This window comes from Moorena bouillonii PNG (assembly GCF_001942495.1).
Classification (GTDB): Bacteria; Cyanobacteriota; Cyanobacteriia; order Cyanobacteriales; family Coleofasciculaceae; genus Moorena; species Moorena bouillonii.
On sequence record NZ_MKZS01000001.1, the window covers coordinates 3,637,733 to 3,657,022 of the forward strand.

A 19,290-nucleotide genomic window follows, 5' to 3' on the forward strand; every position below is an offset into this window, starting at 1 on the left:
CACTACTCCCTACTCCCTACTCCCTACTCCCTACTCCCTACTCCCTACCCCTTGACCAACCGCAAAGTTCAAGAGATAATTTTCTTGTAATTATTTAACAAATCTTAAAATACTAACCTTGCAGTACGAGCCAAGAACCATATCTGACTACTACCGCCAGCGTTCTCGGCTAGTCTGGGGACGCAGGATGGCTTTGGTAGGGGCATTGATTACCTTTAGCATCAGGCTAGGGTGGGATTTCGTCACTGGTAGCCTTGCCCAAAATCAACCTCAACGAGCCTGGGAATTTCGTGAAAAGCTGACTCAACTTGGTCCAACCTTCATTAAATTGGGACAAATCCTTTCCTGTCGTCCTGATATTGTTCCTCCTATTTATTTAGAGGAACTCACTAAATTACAAGACCAATTACCTCCTTTCTCTAATCACATTGCCTATCAGTTAATTGAAGAAGAATTAGGCGATAACTATAACAACATCTATGGCTCACTGAGCGACAAACCCGTAGCTGCTGCTTCCCTAGGACAAGTGTACAAAGGGACACTCAAAACTGGTGAAATCGTAGCAGTAAAAGTGCAACGCCCTGGTCTGGTGGAGTGTATTTCCCTAGATATCTATATCTTGCGGAAAATAGCAGCATGGGCGCAAGAATCAATCTCCTTTGTTCACAGCGACCTAGTAGCACTTATCGACGAACTAGCTATTCGCTTGTTTGAAGAAATGGACTATACCCAGGAAGGTCGCAATGCGGAACGATTTGCCCAACTTTACGGTGACATTAACAATATCGCTGTACCACGTATATATTGGCAATACTCGGGGCGGCGGGTGTTAACCATGGAGTGGATCACTGGGACTAAATTGACGGAACTAGAAACCATTAAAGCCCAGGGATTAGACCCGAATACCCTGATTGATGTAGGATTTCAGTGTTGCTTGCGGCAACTTTTAGAGGAAGGTTACTTCCATGCTGACCCTCACCCTGGCAATTTATTGGCTACCCCTGATGGTAAATTGGCTTATCTTGACTTTGGCATGATGAGCTCGGTAGAACCGTCTTATCGGTATCGCTTACTGGAATCGGTTGTCCATATTGTTATTGGTGATTTTGAAGGTCTAGCACAAGACTATGTGAAGCTGGACTTTTTGCCACCGGAGACAGATGTGACCTCGCTGATTCCTGAACTAACTGATATTTTTGGTGGGGTGATGGAAGCTACTGTGTCAACATTCGGCTTTAATCGTATTATTCGGAAGCTATCCCCCTTGCTTTATAAATATCCATTTAAATTACCCACTTACTACCTCCTGATTTTCCGCAGTGCTGCTACCTTAGAAGGGATAGCGATTAAACTTAATCCCAATTTTCAGCCCTTCAATGAAACTTATCCCTATGTTGCCCAACGGCTGTTGACGGATTCATCCCCCCAATTAAGGACTTGTTTACAGGAAATTGTGTATCAAGATGGTGGAATTCAATGGCATGTTTTGGAGGAGTTATTAGGTCAGGTGCGCACAAGTAGGAAGTTTGATATTAGTGCGCTCTTACACCAGGGGTTAGAATTTCTCTACTCCGAGCAAGGGAGTATATTGCGTAATGCTCTGGTTGAAGAGATGGTTACCAGTTTAGAGAATCTCTCATACAGGACTCTTGGGCAGATAACTGCATCGGTGGGCTTGGCGGTTAATGTAACTGGAAAATTAGAGTCTCCTAACCTGGAGCGGATGCAAAAGATTGGGGCTATGATTATTGAATCCTCTAGGTTTGACCTAGAATCGGTACCGAAGATGCTGGAACTTTTGTTAAAGCAGGAAACTCAACGTCTAGGTCAGCAAATTGCTTCCGAAATTGCCAAGCGGATGTTTCGGTAACAGAAAAGTTATTGTGCTGCGCCCAGGGAATAGGGAATAGGGAATGATGCGCGCTTGTCACATAGCGCTGCATCTCTTTTTAACTTTTTATTGGGTCATTTTTTATTGGTCAGTTGCTCTGGATTAGGATAATCAGGATAAGAAAATTGTAGTGAGTATTTAGCTATCAAATGAATGGTGATAGCTGAATACTGAAAGCTGAATGATTAATTTTGCGATTGGCCGTAGGCCACGCTACGCGAACGCATCTTAATTCTCAATTCTCAATTCTCAATTCTTAATTCTTAATTCTTAATTCTTAATTCTTAATTCTCAAATAATGTTAATGCTCCATTGACCAACAACCCAGGCTTTAACTAACAAAAAGCTCCTATTTACATGACCTGGAGGATGGTGTTGTAAAAGAGTCTATTCTGTTGCGCCTGCGAGCTGATCTAGATTTGAACTTGCATGCTTTATCCTCTTGTGAGTTTTGCTCTTCACTGGCTGCTGCTGCTGGAACGGATTCTTTCCCTGAGTTTTCATTAGTAGCTTGAGCTGGCTTCACTGGCACAGCTGTAGTGTTGGTAGTATTTTCTTCAGTAGTATTTTCCTGACTAGGAGTATTGTCCCGTACTGGTACTAACACTCTGCTGGGTTTAGGAGTATTTTCCTCAGTAGGAGTATTTTGCTGTACAGGTACTGCTCTAGGTCTAGGAGTATTTTCCTCAGTAGAGGTATTGTCCCGCACTGGTACTGATACCCTCCTGGGTTTAGGAGTATTTTCCTCAGTAGAGGTATTGTCCTGAACTGGTACTGACACCCTCCTGGGTTTAGGAGTCGAGTCTTGGCTAGAGGTATTTTCCCGCACTGGCACTGATATGGTTCTGGGTTTAGTGCTCGAATTTTCCCTAGTACTATTCGGTTTTACGGGAACTGATACTGTCCTATTGTTATCGGTAGAGTTATTGGAGTTATTGCTAGGAGTTTCTGGCTTAGGCACTACTATTACTGGGTTGTTGGCAGCAGCGTTTTCCCCACTAACAGTATTTGGCTTTGCTGGAACTGGCTGGTTAGCAGTTTCTTGGAAAACCGATAGACTAGGACAGTCGCCTTTGTCATAGTCAAAGGCTACCTTGACCTGGTATGGTTTTGTTGTACCAGTTTGGTTGTTAAACTTGCGGAACTGAATATCTTCCAGTGCCTGCTGATTTAAAATGCCGTACCCTGCACTCTGAATCAGCTGTGTATTAGTTACTTCACCATCAGCACCTACTAAAATTCCGAAGACTGTTGTGCCTTCTAGTTTCTTAATACAAGCGTCTTTCGGATAAGTAGCACTAACTGTTATTGCTTCTGGTATGACTTCCTTTTTGGGTAAGGTATCCTTTACCAAAGCCATCCATTCTACCAGGTTTTTCCTAGCTTCCTCATCAGTGGTATTGGTTACATCTTTTTTCAGTTGCTTCCGCCGCATCCGCACTTGAGCTACTAAATTTTGCTCACGTTGTCGTGCGATCGCCTTTGGCGCGGCAACGCCTATCGCAACAGCACTAGAAGGTACTGGTTTAGTAGGCTCAGAAGGAGGAGGGGTGATGGAAAATTGTGGTGGTGGAGGAGGTGGAGTAACCGATACCGGTGGCTGTTGGTTAGGAAACTCTGATGGGTCAGGAATCTGGTTGGTAGCATTCCCAAATACTGGCAAGGAACCGGTCTGGAAGGAACCTGGATTCAAAGACTCTGTATCGAATTTGAACTGAGGTCGCGGTGGTGGGGCTGGTAGTGGTGTCCTGGGTTTTGGTGGTAGCTGGATCGGGAAAGACCCTCTGGTGATAATTGGTCTTTGGCGATTTAGCAGTGGTAAAGGATACTTACCAATTGTGGGTAAAGGTTTTATCGGTAGGGATCTCAGAGGTGGGGGTGTGGGAATTTTTTTCAGGGGCTTGAGAGGAGGTATTGAAGGTAGCGGTGGTGGAGGGGGTGGGAAAGCACTAAATAACGAAGGGATGGAGGGCTTTGCCGGAGTCTTGGCATTAGGTAGAGCTGGCAGGGTCAGTGGTGGTGCAGCAGACTTGGGCACACGGCTCAGTTGTTGAGGGCTTAACTCCAACACTTGCACCATTGAGTCTCCCTTAGGCTTTTGATTCTTCAACAAATCACCTAATATCGGTACGATTAGCATATGAACCCCCAGAGAGGCGGTAACAGAAATCACTAGGGGGTGACTCAGCATTTCTGGGATGTTTTTAATTAAAGAAGCATCGGACATGGCAGTTATTCTTGACGTATTTCCATGGTTGCTATTGACACTCCCCGGTCATTAGACGCGGGGATTCTTTAATCAACGACTCGACTTGCTGAACCTGGCCGGAACCAAGAACAGTAGAGGCCAAATCTCCTAAAGCGTTTAGGTCTGTGACCCAAGTTCCGGTGTGCCCCACCGTACTCAAAGCTCTTTTAAGGATGTTGATTGCGGCGTTGTGTTCGCGAAGCGGTTCCGAAGGAACATCCCTATCTAGCTGACATCCACACTTACATATGTGAGTCCTAGTCGATAGAGACTTTTTAACTATTTCGCCGCATCCGGAACAGTTTTGGCTAGTATAGGCGGGATTAACTGCGACAGTTACTTTTCCAAATTTAGTTCCAAAATGTTCCATCCATTTCCTGAATTGATACCAACCTGCGTCATTAATAGATTTGGCAAGACAAGGATTTTTTACTAGATTTTTAACTCTCAAGTCTTCGTAGGCGACCAGGTCGTTAGACCGGATTACGCAACGAGCCAGTCTCTTGGCATGTTCTTCACGCTGCCTACTTATCTTAAGGTGTGTCCTACCTAGCCTATTAATAGCTTTCTTCCGGTTAGCAGAGCCTTTCTTTTTTCGAGAAACCCGGCGTTGATGGAATTTAAGACGTTTTTCTACTGTTCTGTAAAAACGAGGATTGGGTTCAGTCTTTCCAGTGGAATCAGTATAGAAGTCTTTTAGCCCGACATCTAACCCAATGGCTGTACCAGTCGGATCTAATTCTTCTTTAATATCAGCTGAAACACAAAACTGGACATAGTAGCCATCAGCCCGGCGGACTATCCGAACTCGCTTTATTTGCTTCTTATCAAAACGCCACAATTCCCACGTTCCCTTCAACTTGAGCTTTCCAATCCCCTTTTTATCACTAAACGTAATTGACTTCTTGTCAGGGGAAAACTGCCACCCAGACTGTTTGTACTCCACTGAGCGACAGTTTTTTTGGAACTTAGGAAAACCTTTCTTTCCGGGTACTTTTTTCTTGCAGTTGTCAAAGAAACGAACGATTGATGACCATGCTCTCTCAGCACTAGATTGCCGAGCAGTAGAGTTCAAATCATTGGCAAAAGGAAAGTTTTTGGCAAGGACGGCGCTGTATTTGTTGAGGTCGAATTTATTAGCCCCTTTGTTGTCCATCCAGTACCTGAGACAGCTGTTGCGTATGAACTTAACTGTCCGGATTGCCTCATCAATAGCGGAGTATTGATGCCTTTTCCCCTTTGCCTTGAATTCTAAAACGATCACCAGTTTCGACCTCAACTTTCCTTTACTTTATTTTACAACACCCAGACTAAACTTTCGGATTATTTAGGAATATTTTTCTCACGGCGCGTCAAGCCGCTATTCGCTTTCATCCCCGGTCTAAAGACACGGGGTTTTCAGCGTTTAGAATTTTATAAGAGTGATGGTGCTGGGGCTAGCTATAACAACTACATCGATGGCTGAAACATTGCTATCTATTGGTTTGCTATCTTATTGGTTTACCTTAACAATTAGCAGAGAAAAATAGGGTAATGCCAGGTTAGGGCGATCGCATAAATTATGATAAATCACCTGCTCCGGTAGAGTTGCTCGTTCTACCACATAGGCATTTTCCAACAACTGATGTCGATGCAGCACTTGCCACACCTGCTGATAAACTGAACTGACTTTGAGCAAGACTACTACATCTGCCCAATCCAAAACCTTTTCCAGTTCCTCCACATTATAGAGAGCTGGTAGCACCACCAGCCGCTGATCACGAATGGTCAAGGGTAATCCCAACACCGATGCTGTAGCCATGGGGGAAGATACCCCTGGTACAGTTTGAATCAGGCTTTGAGGATGTAACTGTTGTAGCATCTGTGCCAAATAGGTAAATGTGCTGTAAAAACTCACATCTCCTTCGCACACAAATGCTACATCTTGCCCTAATCCTAGATAATTCCAGACTTGCTCAGCAGCAAGTTGCCATGCTTGGGTCAAGATAGCGGTATCCTGCACATATGGAAATGTCAAGGGTAACTGCACCTGATGATTCTCCAACCATTGAGCGACAATCTGTTGAGCCATTCCTGGTTTTCCACGGACTCCAGTAGGAAAGGCTACTACTGGTGCCTGTTTCAATATACGTAGTGCTTTGAGGGTGATCAGGTCAGGATCCCCAGGACCAACACTTATACCATAAAGTGTACCTAGTTTCACAAAAGTTTAAAATTATCTATAAAATTTATATTAAATTAAAATTACCGATGCCATTAGCAACTGTTATTTTACCGGGCTATTTTGCTAGCGCTAGTGAATACCGTGATTTAGAACAATCACTACAACAGCTAGGGATTGCCGCAACTACTGTACCAATACGCCAACAGGATTGGTTTCCTACCCTCGGTGGTCGCTCTGTGGTGCCAATTTTGCGAAAAATCGACCAAGCTGTTAAACAGCAGTTGGAGAAGCATAACACGTCAGAGATTAATTTAATCGGTCACTCTGCTGGTGGCTGGATTGCCAGGATATATCTAGGAGAAAAGCCTTACACTATTCATGGAGATGTTACTGATGACTCGGTAGGGTTATGGAATGCTCATTCCTATATCTCTACCTTAGTGACTCTGGGTACACCCCATCTCAGTCAGGAACGTTGGACTAAACGCAATCTTGATTTTGTGAATGATAACTATCCAGGGGCGTTTCACCAAGATGTCAATTATATTTGTGTTGCTGGTAAGGCAATTTATGGTAAGCGACGTTTAGGCAGTTGGTTGGCTTACAACAGTTACAAGCTCACTTGTGGAGAAGGGAATTGCTGGGGAGATGGGATTACTCCCATTGCTGCTGCTCATTTGGCTGGAGCCACTAATATTACTCTTGATGAGGTGCTGCATTCTCCTAGGAGGAAGGGGCTTTGGTATGGTTCACCTGAGGTAAGGGAGGCTTGGGTGAAGTGTTTAGGTTGAAGGTTTAGAAGGTTTATAAGGTTGAAGGTTTAGAAGGTTGAAGGTTGAAGGTTGAAGGTTGAAGGTTGAAGGTTGAAGGTTGAAGGTTTAGAAGGTTGAAGGTTATTTGGTTTAAGGTTTTTTGCTTTAAGGTGTAGGGTGAGTTAGGGGCGGGCGAGCCATGATTTTTCGCTTCTTCGCCCCTTGTTGAAATAGCCCGCACCGTAACGCACCATCAGGTCAAACAGCTTTTAGGAGATGCACCCTATCCAGAACTTAATGCGTTCGCGTAGCGTAGCCCTTTGGGCTAATCGCTTTTAGCGGAAGCTTTGCTTCATCGCGTAGCGTGGCCAACGGCCAATCGCGTTTAGCGGCTCCTTGCCAGCATCGCAATGGTAGAAGTCGGTTTCAGCTACAACAACCTATCCCTGGATATTTGTCTGGAACAGTCTGTAAGTTAAGAAACACAATTAATAGGGTTTATTAAGAAATATTACCACTGTATTGACAATAACTGCTTATTATAATACATAACTACAACTAAACTTCCCTCGTATAGGTGCGATCGCTTTTAGCGGAAGCTTTGCTTCATCGCGTAGCGTGGCCTATGACCAATCGCCTTTGGCTGTGCGTAACGCATCCCAGGAGTGAGACAGTAGCAGGGTTGTGATGAAGCCTATGTGCCCAAGCAAATTTATTCCTACGAAAGTATTTCCAGAATCTTGATTTATTGGTTGTAATTTATACTAGAAAGCGATACATAATTTACTTCAATTAAAATAAATTGTGATAATTTTTGTTCCCTACTTTCTATTTCATTTTCTATATATGATTTTTGCTGATGAAAGCTGAAGAAGTTCTGAAACAATATGCAGCAGGAGAAAGGGATTTCCGCAGGGCAAATCTTAGAGGTCAGTCATTCCGGGGAAAAGACCTTTCAGGTGCAGATTTTAGTGAAGCAGATTTTAGTGAAGCGGATATTAGAGGAACGAGTGCGATTCGTTAGCTATAAACTTTACCCTATAAGGGTTTGGGGGATTAGCTGCTTGGTTCATTGAACCATGACAACTTGATAACCATGGTGGTGAAAATCCATCCCTCCAGAAGTCGGAGTGACAGCCCTACCCTGGTTGATGAACATGACAAATTCATCGGCTAATGCAAGGGTCGAATAGTGAAGCACTGCTAACCTAAGGCGGTGAACATAAGCAGGCAGAGAGCATAAGGGTACGAGAGAAAGGTACGTCTGAATCACCGTAACTAATGTGTAGCGAAATAGGCTGATACGCTACAGACAAAATAGTCAAAGGAGAAAGGTTTATAAAATTTTGTTCTTTTATAAAGACTTCCCAATAAAACTCCCGGTGAATAGTACCACCCTAAGTGTTCAAAGAATGGTTATCAGGAACGAATTAACCCCTATAGATGCTCTTAGCACGGTCGATAGCTGAGTAGGTAGTCAACCGCAAGGTCTATGGGGGCGAGATTGAGTCAAAAGCTAATGCCTGGGGTAATGCCCAGGATATGCTGACAGACTCACGTTATAGGAAAAGGTATAGGAGTTAGTAGTAATGCAAAAGTCTAAAACTCGGGGGTTCGCCCCACAGTCGGAATGGGAGAAGGTTAATTGGCGCAAGCTAGAAATGACCGTCTTTAAGTTACAAAAACGCATATACCGAGCCTCTGTTCGTGGTGATGTCCGCGTGGTAAGAAAGCTTCAAAAAACTCTGATGAAATCCTGGTCTGCCAAGATGTTAGCGGTTAGACGGGTGACCCAGGAGAATAAGGGCAAGAAAACTGCTGGAATCGATGGGAAGAAAGCTTTGACTCCAAAGCAACGACTCGCTCTAGTAAACAGCCTGAAAGTCTCCAAGAAAGCTCAACCAACTAGAAGGGTTTGGATTCCTAAACCCGGAAAGAAAGATTTGCGGCCTTTGGGAATCCCGGTTATGTACGACCGTGCTCTACAAGCACTTGCTAAACAGGCTCTTGAACCTGAATGGGAGGCACGCTTCGAGCCAAACTCATATGGATTTAGACCAGGACGCTCGTGTCACGATGCCATTCAAGCAATATTCAACAGTATTAGCCAAAAGCCCAAATGGGTATTAGATGCTGATATTGCTAAATGCTTCGACAAAATCAACCATGAGGCACTTCTAACTAAATTGAATACTTATCCATCCATGAGACGCCTAATAAAGTCCTGGCTCAAAGCTGGTGTGATGGATAACGGGACATTCTCATCTACGGAAGAGGGAACTCCTCAAGGTGGTGTGATTTCACCACTTTTAGCGAATATAGCCCTTCACGGAATGGAAAATGCAATATGGAACTTTGCAAACTCAATCAAGGGGAAGAAAACCCATTATAAAAGGGGATTGAACTTGGTAAGATATGCAGATGATTTCGTAATAATGCACAATGACCAGAAAGTGGTGGAAGAATGTCAGGAAGTCATCAATGACTGGTTGAAAGATATGGGTCTGGAATTGAAGCCCTTGAAAACACAAATCACCCATACTTTTGACGGATTCAACTTCCTAGGATTTAATGTTCGACAATACAAAGTTGGGAAAAATCAATCGAAGCAAGGATTCAAAACCATTATCAAACCATCAAAAGAAAATATCCTAAGGCATTACGGGAAACTCGGAAACATCATAGACTGTCACCGAGCTGCCCCACAGGAGGCTCTAATAACAGAGCTTAATCGAAGTATAAGAGGATGGAGTAATAACTTCAAGGCAGTTTGTAGTAAAGAAACATTCTCGAAGCTTGACTATTTGCTTTGGAACAAATTACGGAGATGGGGAAATCGGAGACATCCAAAGAAATCTAGAAGATGGGTAGCCAAGAAATATTGGGGAACCAGAATTGAAAAACCTGAAAAGCCTTGGGAAGCTCCTAAGGTGGATAACTGGGTATTCATGACTAAGGACGGATACGACCTAAAGAAACATGCCAAAACGAAAATTGTGAGGCATGTGAAAGTCAAGGAGACCCGAAGTCCCTACGATGGTGACCTGATTTATTGGAGTACCAGGATGAGAAAGCATCCTGAAATGACCAAACAGAAGGGAAGACTTCTGAAAAGACAAAAAGGGAAATGTGCTCATTGCGGTCTTACCTTCCGAGATGGAGATTGGATTGAGAAGCATCACATAATACCACGCGCGATGGATGGAAGTGACCTAGACAAAAACCTGGAGTTACTACACCTGCATTGCCACGATAGAATACACGGGACAAAAGTCAATTCAGAAGAGTTAGACAAAAGTCCATGGTGAAGGTGCCAATGACAATGGTTCCTATGACGAGGAGCCGTGTGATGCGAAAGTGTCACGCACGGTTTTGGAGACGAGCCGGTAGGGCGACCTGCCGTGCTTAGTTTAATACTTTAGGAATACTATTCTAACCGGAACTAAGTTCTGTAAAGCGAAGGCTGGATTACAACAACGGTGGACTATTGTTCTTCTGTTGGTTCCCTGGATAGTGTCAGGACTATCAGGAATTGCCTCCTTTCTTGGTGGGGGCTTAGTAGGGTTTATGTTTGAATCTAACAACCAAGTATCCGGTTTGATAGCTTTGGTTACTATAATTATAGTATATAGTGTTATTTTGGGTCGAGGTATCGGTTCAGGAGTCGCCATCTCCACCGCCACCGTCATCCTTTTCGCCTTCGCAAGCCACAGTGCCTTCGCCATAGGCTTTTCCAGTGTCATCACTAGCGCCAGCGCCTGCGCCATAGGGACGGCTAGTAGCATCACCACCAGCATCGCTTTCGCCTTCGCCTTCGCCAGTGCTAGCAGCATCGCCACCAGTATCGCTTTTGCCTTCGCCTTCGCCTTCGCCAGCGCCTTCCCCTTCGCCTTCGCCTTCGCAAGTGACTCGGAATTAGCCAGCGCTGGCTCATGGGCTGTAGCCATAGCTGTAGCCTTAACCTTAGTACTACTTGGTGTTTACCTGGGTTGGCGTGCTCTAAAAGGGGATTCCAGAGATGCCTGGATTCGCAATATCGCTATTGCTTTTGCTGCTACAGGAGGTACCAGTTTCTACAACGCTAACCTAACCGATGCTGATTTTACCGGAGCTATCCTGGAAAAGACAGATTTAAGAAAGGCTACGCTTACTCGTACCTGTTGGCGAAATACTATTAAACTCCACCGAGCGAGACCAGGTAATACTATCTTAGCTGATACGGCTGTCAGAGAATTATTAGTTAGTGGTAATGGTTATAATACTAATTATAGTAATGCCAATCTTAGAGGGGCAAATTTAAAAGGAGCTAATTTAAATAAGGCTAATCTAAAACTGGCTGATATTAGCGAAGCCATTTTAGAGGATGCTAATTTAGAATGGGCTAATTTAACTGAAGCTCAAGCAATTGGTACTGATTTTACTCATGCTTATTTTACTGGAGCTTGTTTACAAGCGTGGAATATTGATTCAAGAACTAGGTTAACTAATGTTGATTGTCAGTATGTCTTTTTACTAGAGAATCCCAATCCTCAAGGAAATCGAGAGCGTCGTCCCCATGACCCTGACCGGGTTTTCCAACCAGGAGATTTTGAAAAGCTCTATAATAAGATTATCAATACCGTCCAGATTCTGCTGCGTAATGGTGTTAATCCAGAAGCATTTCGTCAAGCCTTTCAAAAAATAATGGCGGAAAATCCTGAAATTACTACTGAGTCGATTCAAGCCATTGAGAAGAAAGGTAATGATGTTTTACTTACCTTGGAAGTGCCAGAAGCCACAGATAAATGCAAAGTTGAAAAACAATTTTTACAAGTTTATGAAGCTAGGTTGGAAGCCGATAAAAAAATTGCGTTTCTAGAGGGTAAACAAGAGGCTAACACTCGCGAAATTAATGATCTCAAGGAGATTATAGACGGTTTAAGCAATCAGTCATCGAATCCAGTAATCAATCTTACAAATACAGCTAAAGCGGAGAGTGATATGTCAGATAATTCACGTCCTTTTAATATAGATAATCTAGATATAGATCAAAGCAGAGCTAATAATCCTAATAATTTTAATGTTTTCAACGACAATGCTAGACAAGTCAACACTACTAATTTTACATCAGAGCAAAAACAAAGCTTAGCCGAAGCAGCAGCAGAAATCCAGCAACTCCTAAACCAACTATCCCAGACTAATCCCACGACAACTAACAAAGAAAAGATGATAGTTGTAGGTGAAGTTATTGACCAAATTGAGACTAACCCAACCCTAAAAGCCAAGGTGATCAATGCCCTGAAAGCAGGAGGAGTAGAAGCCTTCAAGGAAGCCATAGATCATCCCCTGGTTAATATTTTGATGGCAACAGTCGAGGGATGGACAGAAATTTAGGTTTTCTTTAAGTGTGGGGAGATAGGGAGATGGGGAGATGGGGAGATGGGGAGATGGGGAGATGGGGAGATAGGGAGATAGGGAGATGAAATCGATGTGTAGTAGTAATTTCCGAAATTGGTAGGATTTCTAGCCTACTCCACTTCAGTAATGCCACCGATTAAGATGGGAAATAGGAACTAATTTCTCAATCTTGTCACAACAACCAACAATGAAAGGACTCTGGCTCGAAAACCAGCAACTGCAAGTGCGCACTGACCTACCTGTGCCATCACCACCTTCTGATGAAGCCTTAGTGCGGGTGTTGCGTGCGGGGATATGCAACACGGATTTGGAACTAATCCGAGGCTATTACCCCTACAAAGGTATCTTGGGTCATGAATTTGTTGGTGTTGTGGAAGATGGACCCGAGAATTTAGTTAACCAGCGGGTGGTGGGAGAAATTAATGCGGCCTGTGGTGAGTGTCGATTTTGTAGAAGTGGACAACCGACTCACTGCCAAAACCGTACTGTCTTAGGTATTGTTAACCGTAACGGAGCCTTTGCTGACTATCTGACCTTGCCCGTAAAAAACTTACATCCCTTACCCGATAATATTTCTACTGATGCCGCCACGTTTACTGAACCTTTGGCTGCTGCTCTGGAAATTCAGGAACAAGTCAGGGTTGCTCCCGACCACCAGGTGGTAGTAGTGGGAGACGGTAAGCTCGGACAACTGGTGGCACAAACCCTAGCCCTAACTGGCTGCAATTTGCTAGTGATTGGCCGTCATCACGAGAAGTTGGCCAATTTAGAAGCCAGAGGAATTAAGGTAGGCTTTGCCGATGCCATCACTAACGGTAGTTTCGATATCTCAGTGGAGTGTACTGGCAACCCCGAAGGCTTTGCCCTTGCCCGGGGAGCGTTGCGCCCACGAGGTACCCTAGTACTAAAAAGTACCTACGCTGGCAACCTAACCTTTGATGCCTCGTCTCTGGTAGTAGACGAAATTACCCTAATCGGTTCCCGTTGCGGTCCCTTTAAACCAGCCATTGATTTATTAGCACAAGATAAAGTAAATGTCAACTACCTAATCCAAGCTCATTACCCAGTTGAAGAAGGGTTAACCGCCTTTAACCATGCCCAGCAGCGGGGAGTCTTGAAAATTTTACTGACCATGGATCAGAACTTTTGAAAGATTAGTAATAGGTGATGGGATGTAAGCGATCAGCGGTCAGCGGTCAGCTATCAGCTATCAGCTATCAGCTATCAGCTTAATTCATTGCTGAATCTTCCGATCAATATCAGTAGAATGGGCATCCTGCCCGCCTGGGAATTGTAACAGGCAAGATGCCCATTCCACCAAGATGCCCGATACAGGCAAGATGCCCATTCCACCAAGATGCCCGATACAGGCAAGATGCCCATTGCACCAAGATGCCCGATACAGGCAAGATGCCTGTTCCACACTCCCGATTCCCGATTCCCGATTCCCGATTCCCTTTATTAAACTATGACTTATCAACAACAATCCGAATTCGAGAAATCTCTTAATATCCGTGCTATGACCACCAAACAAATTTGGTCTTATGCTACTGGAATGTTAGCCATTTGTATGATTTTTGCCCCAGGCAAATATAAGTTAGCCATACCGATGATTGTGATCGGGGGCGCAGCAACTAGCACCGCTTTTGTTTGGCACTCTCATAACAAGTCCGATAAAACCCTTCTTCCTAATCAAGTTCAACAAATAGAAGAACGCCTCGGTAACATAGAAACTATTGTGGGACGGGATGATTTGGAAGTAAATTTGAAACTTAAACAGTTAGAGGAAAAGATATAGCATTTTCAGTTTAAATGTGAAACTAAGATTAAAGGCAAAAGGCAAAAGACAAGAGGCGAAAGGCAAAAGCAGGAAAGAGATCGGAGGATTTTTTGGTCTTATCCTAAATAAGCATTTGGTTTCATGATATATTTTGCAATGGTATAAAATTTGTATTCGAGATGTAAACTAAGAAGGTCTTTTTTTATTTTCCTATAAAACTCTGGAGCTATTTCCCCTCCTGGGAGGGGTTAGGGGTGGGTTACTCTTGCCTCTTGCCTCTTGCCTTTTGCCTCTTGCCTTTTGCCTCTTGCCTCTTGCCTCTTGCCTCTTGCCTCTTGCCTAAAGGAGTATGTTCACAACTAAACTAAAAATGCTATATAAATATGTAACTGCTACACTATCTACACTACTCCTAGCACTAGTAATTGGATGTAATGGGGCGGATTCCCCAAAGGGTGTATCGCCATCTCCTGATCCAGATGCTTCCAAGTCCTCAGAACCAGAGAATGCACTAAAGGTGATCCAAAAGCCTGATCAACCCCTAACTGTTGCGGAAACGAATCCTAATCCAGGAAGCCAACAGAGTGTTGACCAATACCTGAAAGGATTATCCGCCAAAGGGATGACCAAGACCAATCAAGGGATATGGATCGAATCAGGAGATACCCTCTTAGCGAATTACCAAGGCACTACTCCCTTACCCGCAGCATCCCTTACCAAAGCAGCCACCACCCTAGCCGCTCTTTCTACCCTTGGTCCTGACCACCAATTCATTACCCAATTTAGCGCCACCGGACCGATTGAGAACGGGGTGCTACAAGGAGACCTAGTGGTTGAAGGATCAGAAGACCCCTTTTTTGTTTGGGAAGAAGCCATAGCAGTAGGCAACCAGTTAAATCAGTTAGGAATCAAGCAAGTAACCGGTAATTTGGTGATTGTGGGTAAGTTTTATATGAATTTTGAGACCTTACCCCTCAAAGCTGGCACTCTGCTCAAGCAAGGCTTGAATGGTAAGAGTTGGCCACCAGCAGCAGAAACTCAGTATCAGACCTTACCCCCAGGTACCCCTAGACCGGAAATTGCGATCGCAGGCTCTGTGCAAGTAGTAGCTTCACCCCCTGACAATCTACAGCCCCTGGTACGCCAATATTCCTTTCCCCTGGCGGAACTGCTGAAGAAAATGAATCGCTACAGTAATAATAAAATGGCCGAAATGCTAGCGAATACAGCTGGTGGTGCCAAGGTGGTAGCCCGCAAAGCAGCAGAAGCAGCGGGAGTACCCCCATCAGAAATTAGCTTAATCAATGGGTCTGGTTTAGGTGAAGAAAATCGCATGTCTCCTCGGGCTGTCACTGCTGTATTTCTCGCCATTGAGCGCTATCTTCAGCAATACAACATGACCGTTGCTGATGTATTTGCCATCGTAGGAGAAGACAAAGGTATATTAAATGAACGTCCATTGCCTAACTTAGCAGTAGTTAAATCCGGTAGTTTAAATTATGTTAGTACCTTAGCCGGAGCCTTACCAACTCAAACCTATGGCACTGTTTGGTTTGCTGTCATGAATTCAGGGGGAGACTATACCAAATTCCGGACTGAGCAAGAGATGCTGCTAAAAGAATTAGTAACTAAATGGGGAGTGGTGCAATCTCTTCCTCCTGACATTAAACCATCACCCCAGAGGATCGGTAAGAGGTCGTTTAGTGAAATTGTTAGGTAGGGAGTAGGGAGTAGGGAGTAGGGAGTAGGGAGTAGGGAGTAGGGAGTAGTCAGCGGTCAGTAGTCAGCAGTCAGCCGTGGCACAGGCTTCCAGCCTGTGACCTAACCCGCTGCATCGCTTATTCAAAAGCACCGATCTAGTAGCGTGCGCGTAGCGCATAAGCTGATAGCTGATACCTGATGGCTGTTCGCGTAGCGTGGGCATAAGCTGATAGCTGATACCTGATAGCTAATAGCTGATAGCTTACCTCCCGAATCCCGACTCCCGATTCCCGATTCCCGATTCCCGACTCCCCATTCCCGACTCCCTGCTGTATCCTAGTTGAGTGTTAACAAAACTCTCATTAACTGAGAAATATAGATGGCAAACCCAACCGCAACCCTAGAAACCTCTTTAGGCACAATTACCGTGGAATTGTTCACCGATGTGATGCCAGAGACAGCCGGTAATTTCATTAAACTAGCCAAGTCTGGTTTCTACGATGGTCTTCATTTTCACCGGGTGATTAATAACTTCATGATTCAGTTTGGCTGTCCCTATAGCAAGGATCCCAATAGTGGTCGCGCCGGTACCGGGAATGGTCCTGACGGCTGCATCCAGGATGAGCACCCGGACAATGCCAAAATCTCCAATCAGCCAGGTACATTATCTATGGCAAATACCGGTGCTCCCAATAGCGGTAGTTGTCAGTTTTTCATCAATACACGAGACAATTCCTATCTCGATTGGTTTTCTCCAGGTCCCTCGAAGCACCCGGTTTTTGGTAGAGTGACTGAGGGTATGGATGTGGTGCAAAAGATTCAAACCACCCCTACTGATCGCGGTGATCGCCCCAAAACCCCTGTTCAAATGGTGAAAGTGACAATAAACGAATAACGTAAGCTATCAGCTATCAGCTATCAGCTATCAGCGATAAGTAATCAGTAATCAGTAATCAGCTATCAGCTATCAGTAATCAGCTATCAGCTTAAGCGCTACGGGAACAGCCATTCGTAGTAGGGAAAGCTAAACCGAACAGCTTTTGAATAAAACAAGCTGACCACTGACGTTAGGTCACAGGCTGGAAGCCTGTGCCACCGCTGACTGCTGACTGCTGATTACTGACTACTGACGGCTGACCACTGACCACTGACCACTGACTGCTGACCGCTGACCACTGACGGCTGACCACTGACCACTGACGTTTTCTCTTTTCCTACGATATTCTCCATCAAGCCGAGTTGATATAATTTGACTGTATCACTAGGGGAGCAAATTCTTTAGTGCTAGCGTCTACTGGGAATGGTCTAACTTAGGAACGGTAAAACCCATGAACACATCACCCTGGCTAGCAGCTACTGCAATCACTACAGCTTCTTGCCTTACCTTAGGCGCTATCAATCCAGCAGCAGCGAATACCTTTGGCAACATCGAAGTTAACGAAAACAATTTTATTGCAGTAGCTGCCCCTTTTGGCTACAACCAATATCAATTACTAGTCATTGAGCAGATAGCAAACTGGCAAGCGTGCTGGCGTGAACGTGGCACTAACCCAGTTATTGTAGATCCTCTGCTGCTCGACTTTGACTTTACAGGAATTTGTGGGCGCAGTACAGATAGCAACGGCTATTCTATGCGGGTCGATAGTCAAGACTTCGGCCTAGACTATATGCTCAGAGTGGTTAAGCGGAATGGAGAATTGGTATTAGTAGGGAGTCACCGCATTGACCGCAATGCCCCAGACATTGAGCTTGGGCGCACCAGAGGTTTGGCGAATGGCTTTCTCAAAATCTTTCTTGATCCTGGTTGGCGATTTACCAAACGTATGTATCAGGGCAAACAATTAGGTCACATCTATCTTACCTATGGTGCGATCGCTAATACTGTCGCGCCACAGTGGAGGAGTAGCCCTCAACCCTCACCACCTACTCCCAGCAGGGAATTTATTTTTACCAAACCACAAGCCCAACCGAAGACTAGTGGTGAACGTTTTCCTGACACTAGCCCTCAACTGCCAGCACCTGCACCGGCAGAATCATCAAATGATGGCATACCAGTGTTTGATGGGTCTAATTAAGAATTTCACGAGTAGGGAGATAGGGAGATAGGGAGATAGGGAGATTTTTGCTAATCTAGTTTTTTTTCCCCTAATGAGGTACACAGGATTGTATCTCTGTTCCCTATTCCCTATTCCCTTTGAGCAATTTAGGTATCCCAATCTCAATACTGAACAGCTGACCCATCACGCTGAAATCACTTCAAAATCAGAAATCGTCTCAATCCAGACCCGTGCTCCACACTTGAGGGGATCATCTGGCCGATACATCACCCGACACGGGCCATTGACCTCCACTGTATGACCGTAAACATTTTTAGAGCCTCGCTTCACCGTAATCACAGGATTGCGGTCTCCCGTCTTGAGATTGTTGCGAATCACCCTCTGGTTAACATGAATCACGGTCTTGGTGTAATTTGTACGCTTTGACCAGTTCCGTTTTGGTCCGCGAGTGCCAGGGGTGACCACCGGCATACCATCAAACAAAGGAATCACCCAAGTTCTCCCCACCTTATAAGCGCCTTTAACTCTGCCCTTGCCCAGAAGGTAACGGACGCGAGTGCCAGAAACACCAAGTAATTCAGCGGCTTTTGCGGGGGGAANTACCAGTGTTTGATGGGTCTAATTAAGAATTTCACGAGTAGGGAGATAGGGAGATAGGGAGATAGGGAGATTTTTGCTAATCTAGTTTTTTTTCCCCTAATGAGGTACACAGGATTGTATCTCTGTTCCCTATTCCCTATTCCCTTTGAGCAATTTAGGTATCCCAATCTCAATACTGAACAGCTGACCCATCACGCTGAAATCACTTCAAAATCAGAAATCGTCTCAATCCAGACCCGTGCTCCACACTTGAGGGGATCATCTGGACGATACATCACCCGACACGGGCCATTGACCTCCACTGTATGACCGTAAACATTTTTAGAGCCTCGCTTCACCGTAATCACAGGATTGCGGTCTCCCGTCTTGAGATTGTTGCGAATCACCCTCTGGTTAACATGAATCACGGTCTTGGTGTAATTTGTACGCTTTGACCAGTTCCGTTTTGGTCCGCGAGTGCCAGGGGTGACCACCGGCATACCATCAAACAAAGGAATCACCCAAGTTCTCCCCACCTTATAAGCGCCTTTAACTCTGCCCTTGCCCAGAAGGTAACGGACGCGAGTGCCAGAAACACCAAGTAATTCAGCGGCTTGTGCGGTGGAAATCATCATGGCGAATAAACCATTGCTTTAACGATACTTTTATTGTAACACGATTTTCCAAAAAATGCCAGGATTGGGTAAAACTATTGCATTCA

At 44.7% G+C, this 19,290-nt stretch carries 17 protein-coding genes; 11 read left to right on the top strand and 6 right to left on the bottom strand.

Annotation, left to right across the window (positions count from 1 at the left end; translation table 11 throughout):
• Positions 1 to 118: 118 nt before the first annotated feature.
• Positions 119 to 1,870 carry an ABC1 kinase family protein gene (locus BJP37_RS14850; protein ID WP_075899873.1) on the top strand — a complete coding sequence of 584 codons (1,752 nt, stop codon included), beginning with the start codon at positions 119 to 121 and terminating at the stop codon, positions 1,868 to 1,870.
• 370 nt (positions 1,871 to 2,240) lie between these two features.
• On the opposite strand, the gene BJP37_RS14855 is transcribed toward BJP37_RS14850, so the two are convergent.
• The 3 genes from BJP37_RS14855 to BJP37_RS14865 all read right to left on the bottom strand — a co-directional run bounded on the left by BJP37_RS14855 (position 2,241) and on the right by BJP37_RS14865 (position 6,342).
• Positions 2,241 to 4,118 (bottom strand): energy transducer TonB, encoded by a 1,878-nt coding sequence (locus tag BJP37_RS14855; RefSeq protein ID WP_075899875.1) that lies wholly within the window; start codon positions 4,116 to 4,118, stop codon positions 2,241 to 2,243.
• Positions 4,119 to 4,149: 31 nt separating this feature from the next.
• A complete protein-coding gene (locus tag BJP37_RS14860; protein WP_075899877.1) occupies positions 4,150 to 5,403 on the bottom strand; it encodes an RNA-guided endonuclease InsQ/TnpB family protein in 1,254 nt (417 codons plus the stop codon).
• A gap of 228 nt (positions 5,404 to 5,631) precedes the next feature.
• Positions 5,632 to 6,342: a precorrin-2 C(20)-methyltransferase gene (locus tag BJP37_RS14865; RefSeq protein ID WP_075899879.1), complete on the bottom strand. Its 711-nt coding sequence runs from the start codon at positions 6,340 to 6,342 to the stop codon at positions 5,632 to 5,634.
• A gap of 47 nt (positions 6,343 to 6,389) precedes the next feature.
• Between BJP37_RS14865 and BJP37_RS14870 the strand changes: the two genes are divergently transcribed.
• Entirely contained in the window at positions 6,390 to 7,094 is a 705-nt protein-coding gene (locus BJP37_RS14870; RefSeq protein WP_075906103.1) for an esterase/lipase family protein, read from the top strand.
• 13 nt (positions 7,095 to 7,107) lie between these two features.
• On the opposite strand, the gene BJP37_RS36580 is transcribed toward BJP37_RS14870, so the two are convergent.
• On the bottom strand, positions 7,108 to 7,296 hold the full coding sequence (locus BJP37_RS36580) for a hypothetical protein (RefSeq protein ID WP_143727621.1): 189 nt from the start codon (positions 7,294 to 7,296) through the stop codon (positions 7,108 to 7,110).
• A gap of 618 nt (positions 7,297 to 7,914) precedes the next feature.
• On the opposite strand from BJP37_RS36580, the gene BJP37_RS34460 reads away from it, so the two are divergent.
• The 9 genes from BJP37_RS34460 (at position 7,915) to BJP37_RS14915 (ending at position 18,008) form a co-directional block, all read left to right on the top strand.
• Entirely contained in the window at positions 7,915 to 8,079 is a 165-nt protein-coding gene (locus BJP37_RS34460; protein ID WP_081431192.1) for a pentapeptide repeat-containing protein, read from the top strand.
• 637 nt (positions 8,080 to 8,716) lie between these two features.
• On the top strand, positions 8,717 to 10,363 hold the full coding sequence (ltrA, locus tag BJP37_RS14880; protein WP_499884386.1) for a group II intron reverse transcriptase/maturase: 1,647 nt from the start codon (positions 8,717 to 8,719) through the stop codon (positions 10,361 to 10,363).
• A gap of 298 nt (positions 10,364 to 10,661) precedes the next feature.
• Positions 10,662 to 12,428 carry a pentapeptide repeat-containing protein gene (locus BJP37_RS14885; RefSeq protein WP_198954052.1) on the top strand — a complete coding sequence of 589 codons (1,767 nt, stop codon included), beginning with the start codon at positions 10,662 to 10,664 and terminating at the stop codon, positions 12,426 to 12,428.
• Positions 12,429 to 12,639: 211 nt separating this feature from the next.
• On the top strand, positions 12,640 to 13,602 hold the full coding sequence (locus BJP37_RS14890) for an MDR/zinc-dependent alcohol dehydrogenase-like family protein (protein WP_075899884.1): 963 nt from the start codon (positions 12,640 to 12,642) through the stop codon (positions 13,600 to 13,602).
• 155 nt (positions 13,603 to 13,757) lie between these two features.
• The gene (locus BJP37_RS36590) at positions 13,758 to 13,961 is read left to right on the top strand and encodes a hypothetical protein (protein ID WP_143727622.1); all 204 of its coding nucleotides are present in this window, start codon (positions 13,758 to 13,760) and stop codon (positions 13,959 to 13,961) included.
• On the top strand, positions 13,921 to 14,250 hold the full coding sequence (locus BJP37_RS14895) for a hypothetical protein (RefSeq protein WP_075899886.1): 330 nt from the start codon (positions 13,921 to 13,923) through the stop codon (positions 14,248 to 14,250). Before BJP37_RS36590 ends, BJP37_RS14895 begins: the two co-directional genes overlap by 41 nt.
• Before the next feature lie 352 nt (positions 14,251 to 14,602).
• Positions 14,603 to 15,952, top strand: coding sequence for a D-alanyl-D-alanine carboxypeptidase (locus tag BJP37_RS14900; protein WP_075899888.1), 1,350 nt, complete (start codon positions 14,603 to 14,605; stop codon positions 15,950 to 15,952).
• Between the two features lie 360 nt (positions 15,953 to 16,312).
• Positions 16,313 to 16,828, top strand: coding sequence for a peptidylprolyl isomerase (locus BJP37_RS14910; protein WP_075899890.1), 516 nt, complete (start codon positions 16,313 to 16,315; stop codon positions 16,826 to 16,828).
• Positions 16,829 to 17,261: 433 nt separating this feature from the next.
• Entirely contained in the window at positions 17,262 to 18,008 is a 747-nt protein-coding gene (locus tag BJP37_RS14915; RefSeq protein WP_075899892.1) for a DUF3747 domain-containing protein, read from the top strand.
• 165 nt (positions 18,009 to 18,173) lie between these two features.
• On the opposite strand, the gene BJP37_RS14920 is transcribed toward BJP37_RS14915, so the two are convergent.
• A complete protein-coding gene (locus BJP37_RS14920) occupies positions 18,174 to 18,596 on the bottom strand; it encodes a helix-turn-helix domain-containing protein (RefSeq protein ID WP_075899894.1) in 423 nt (140 codons plus the stop codon).
• Between the two features lie 185 nt (positions 18,597 to 18,781).
• Positions 18,782 to 19,204, bottom strand: coding sequence for a helix-turn-helix domain-containing protein (locus BJP37_RS14925; RefSeq protein WP_075899896.1), 423 nt, complete (start codon positions 19,202 to 19,204; stop codon positions 18,782 to 18,784).
• Positions 19,205 to 19,290: the final 86 nt, after the last annotated feature.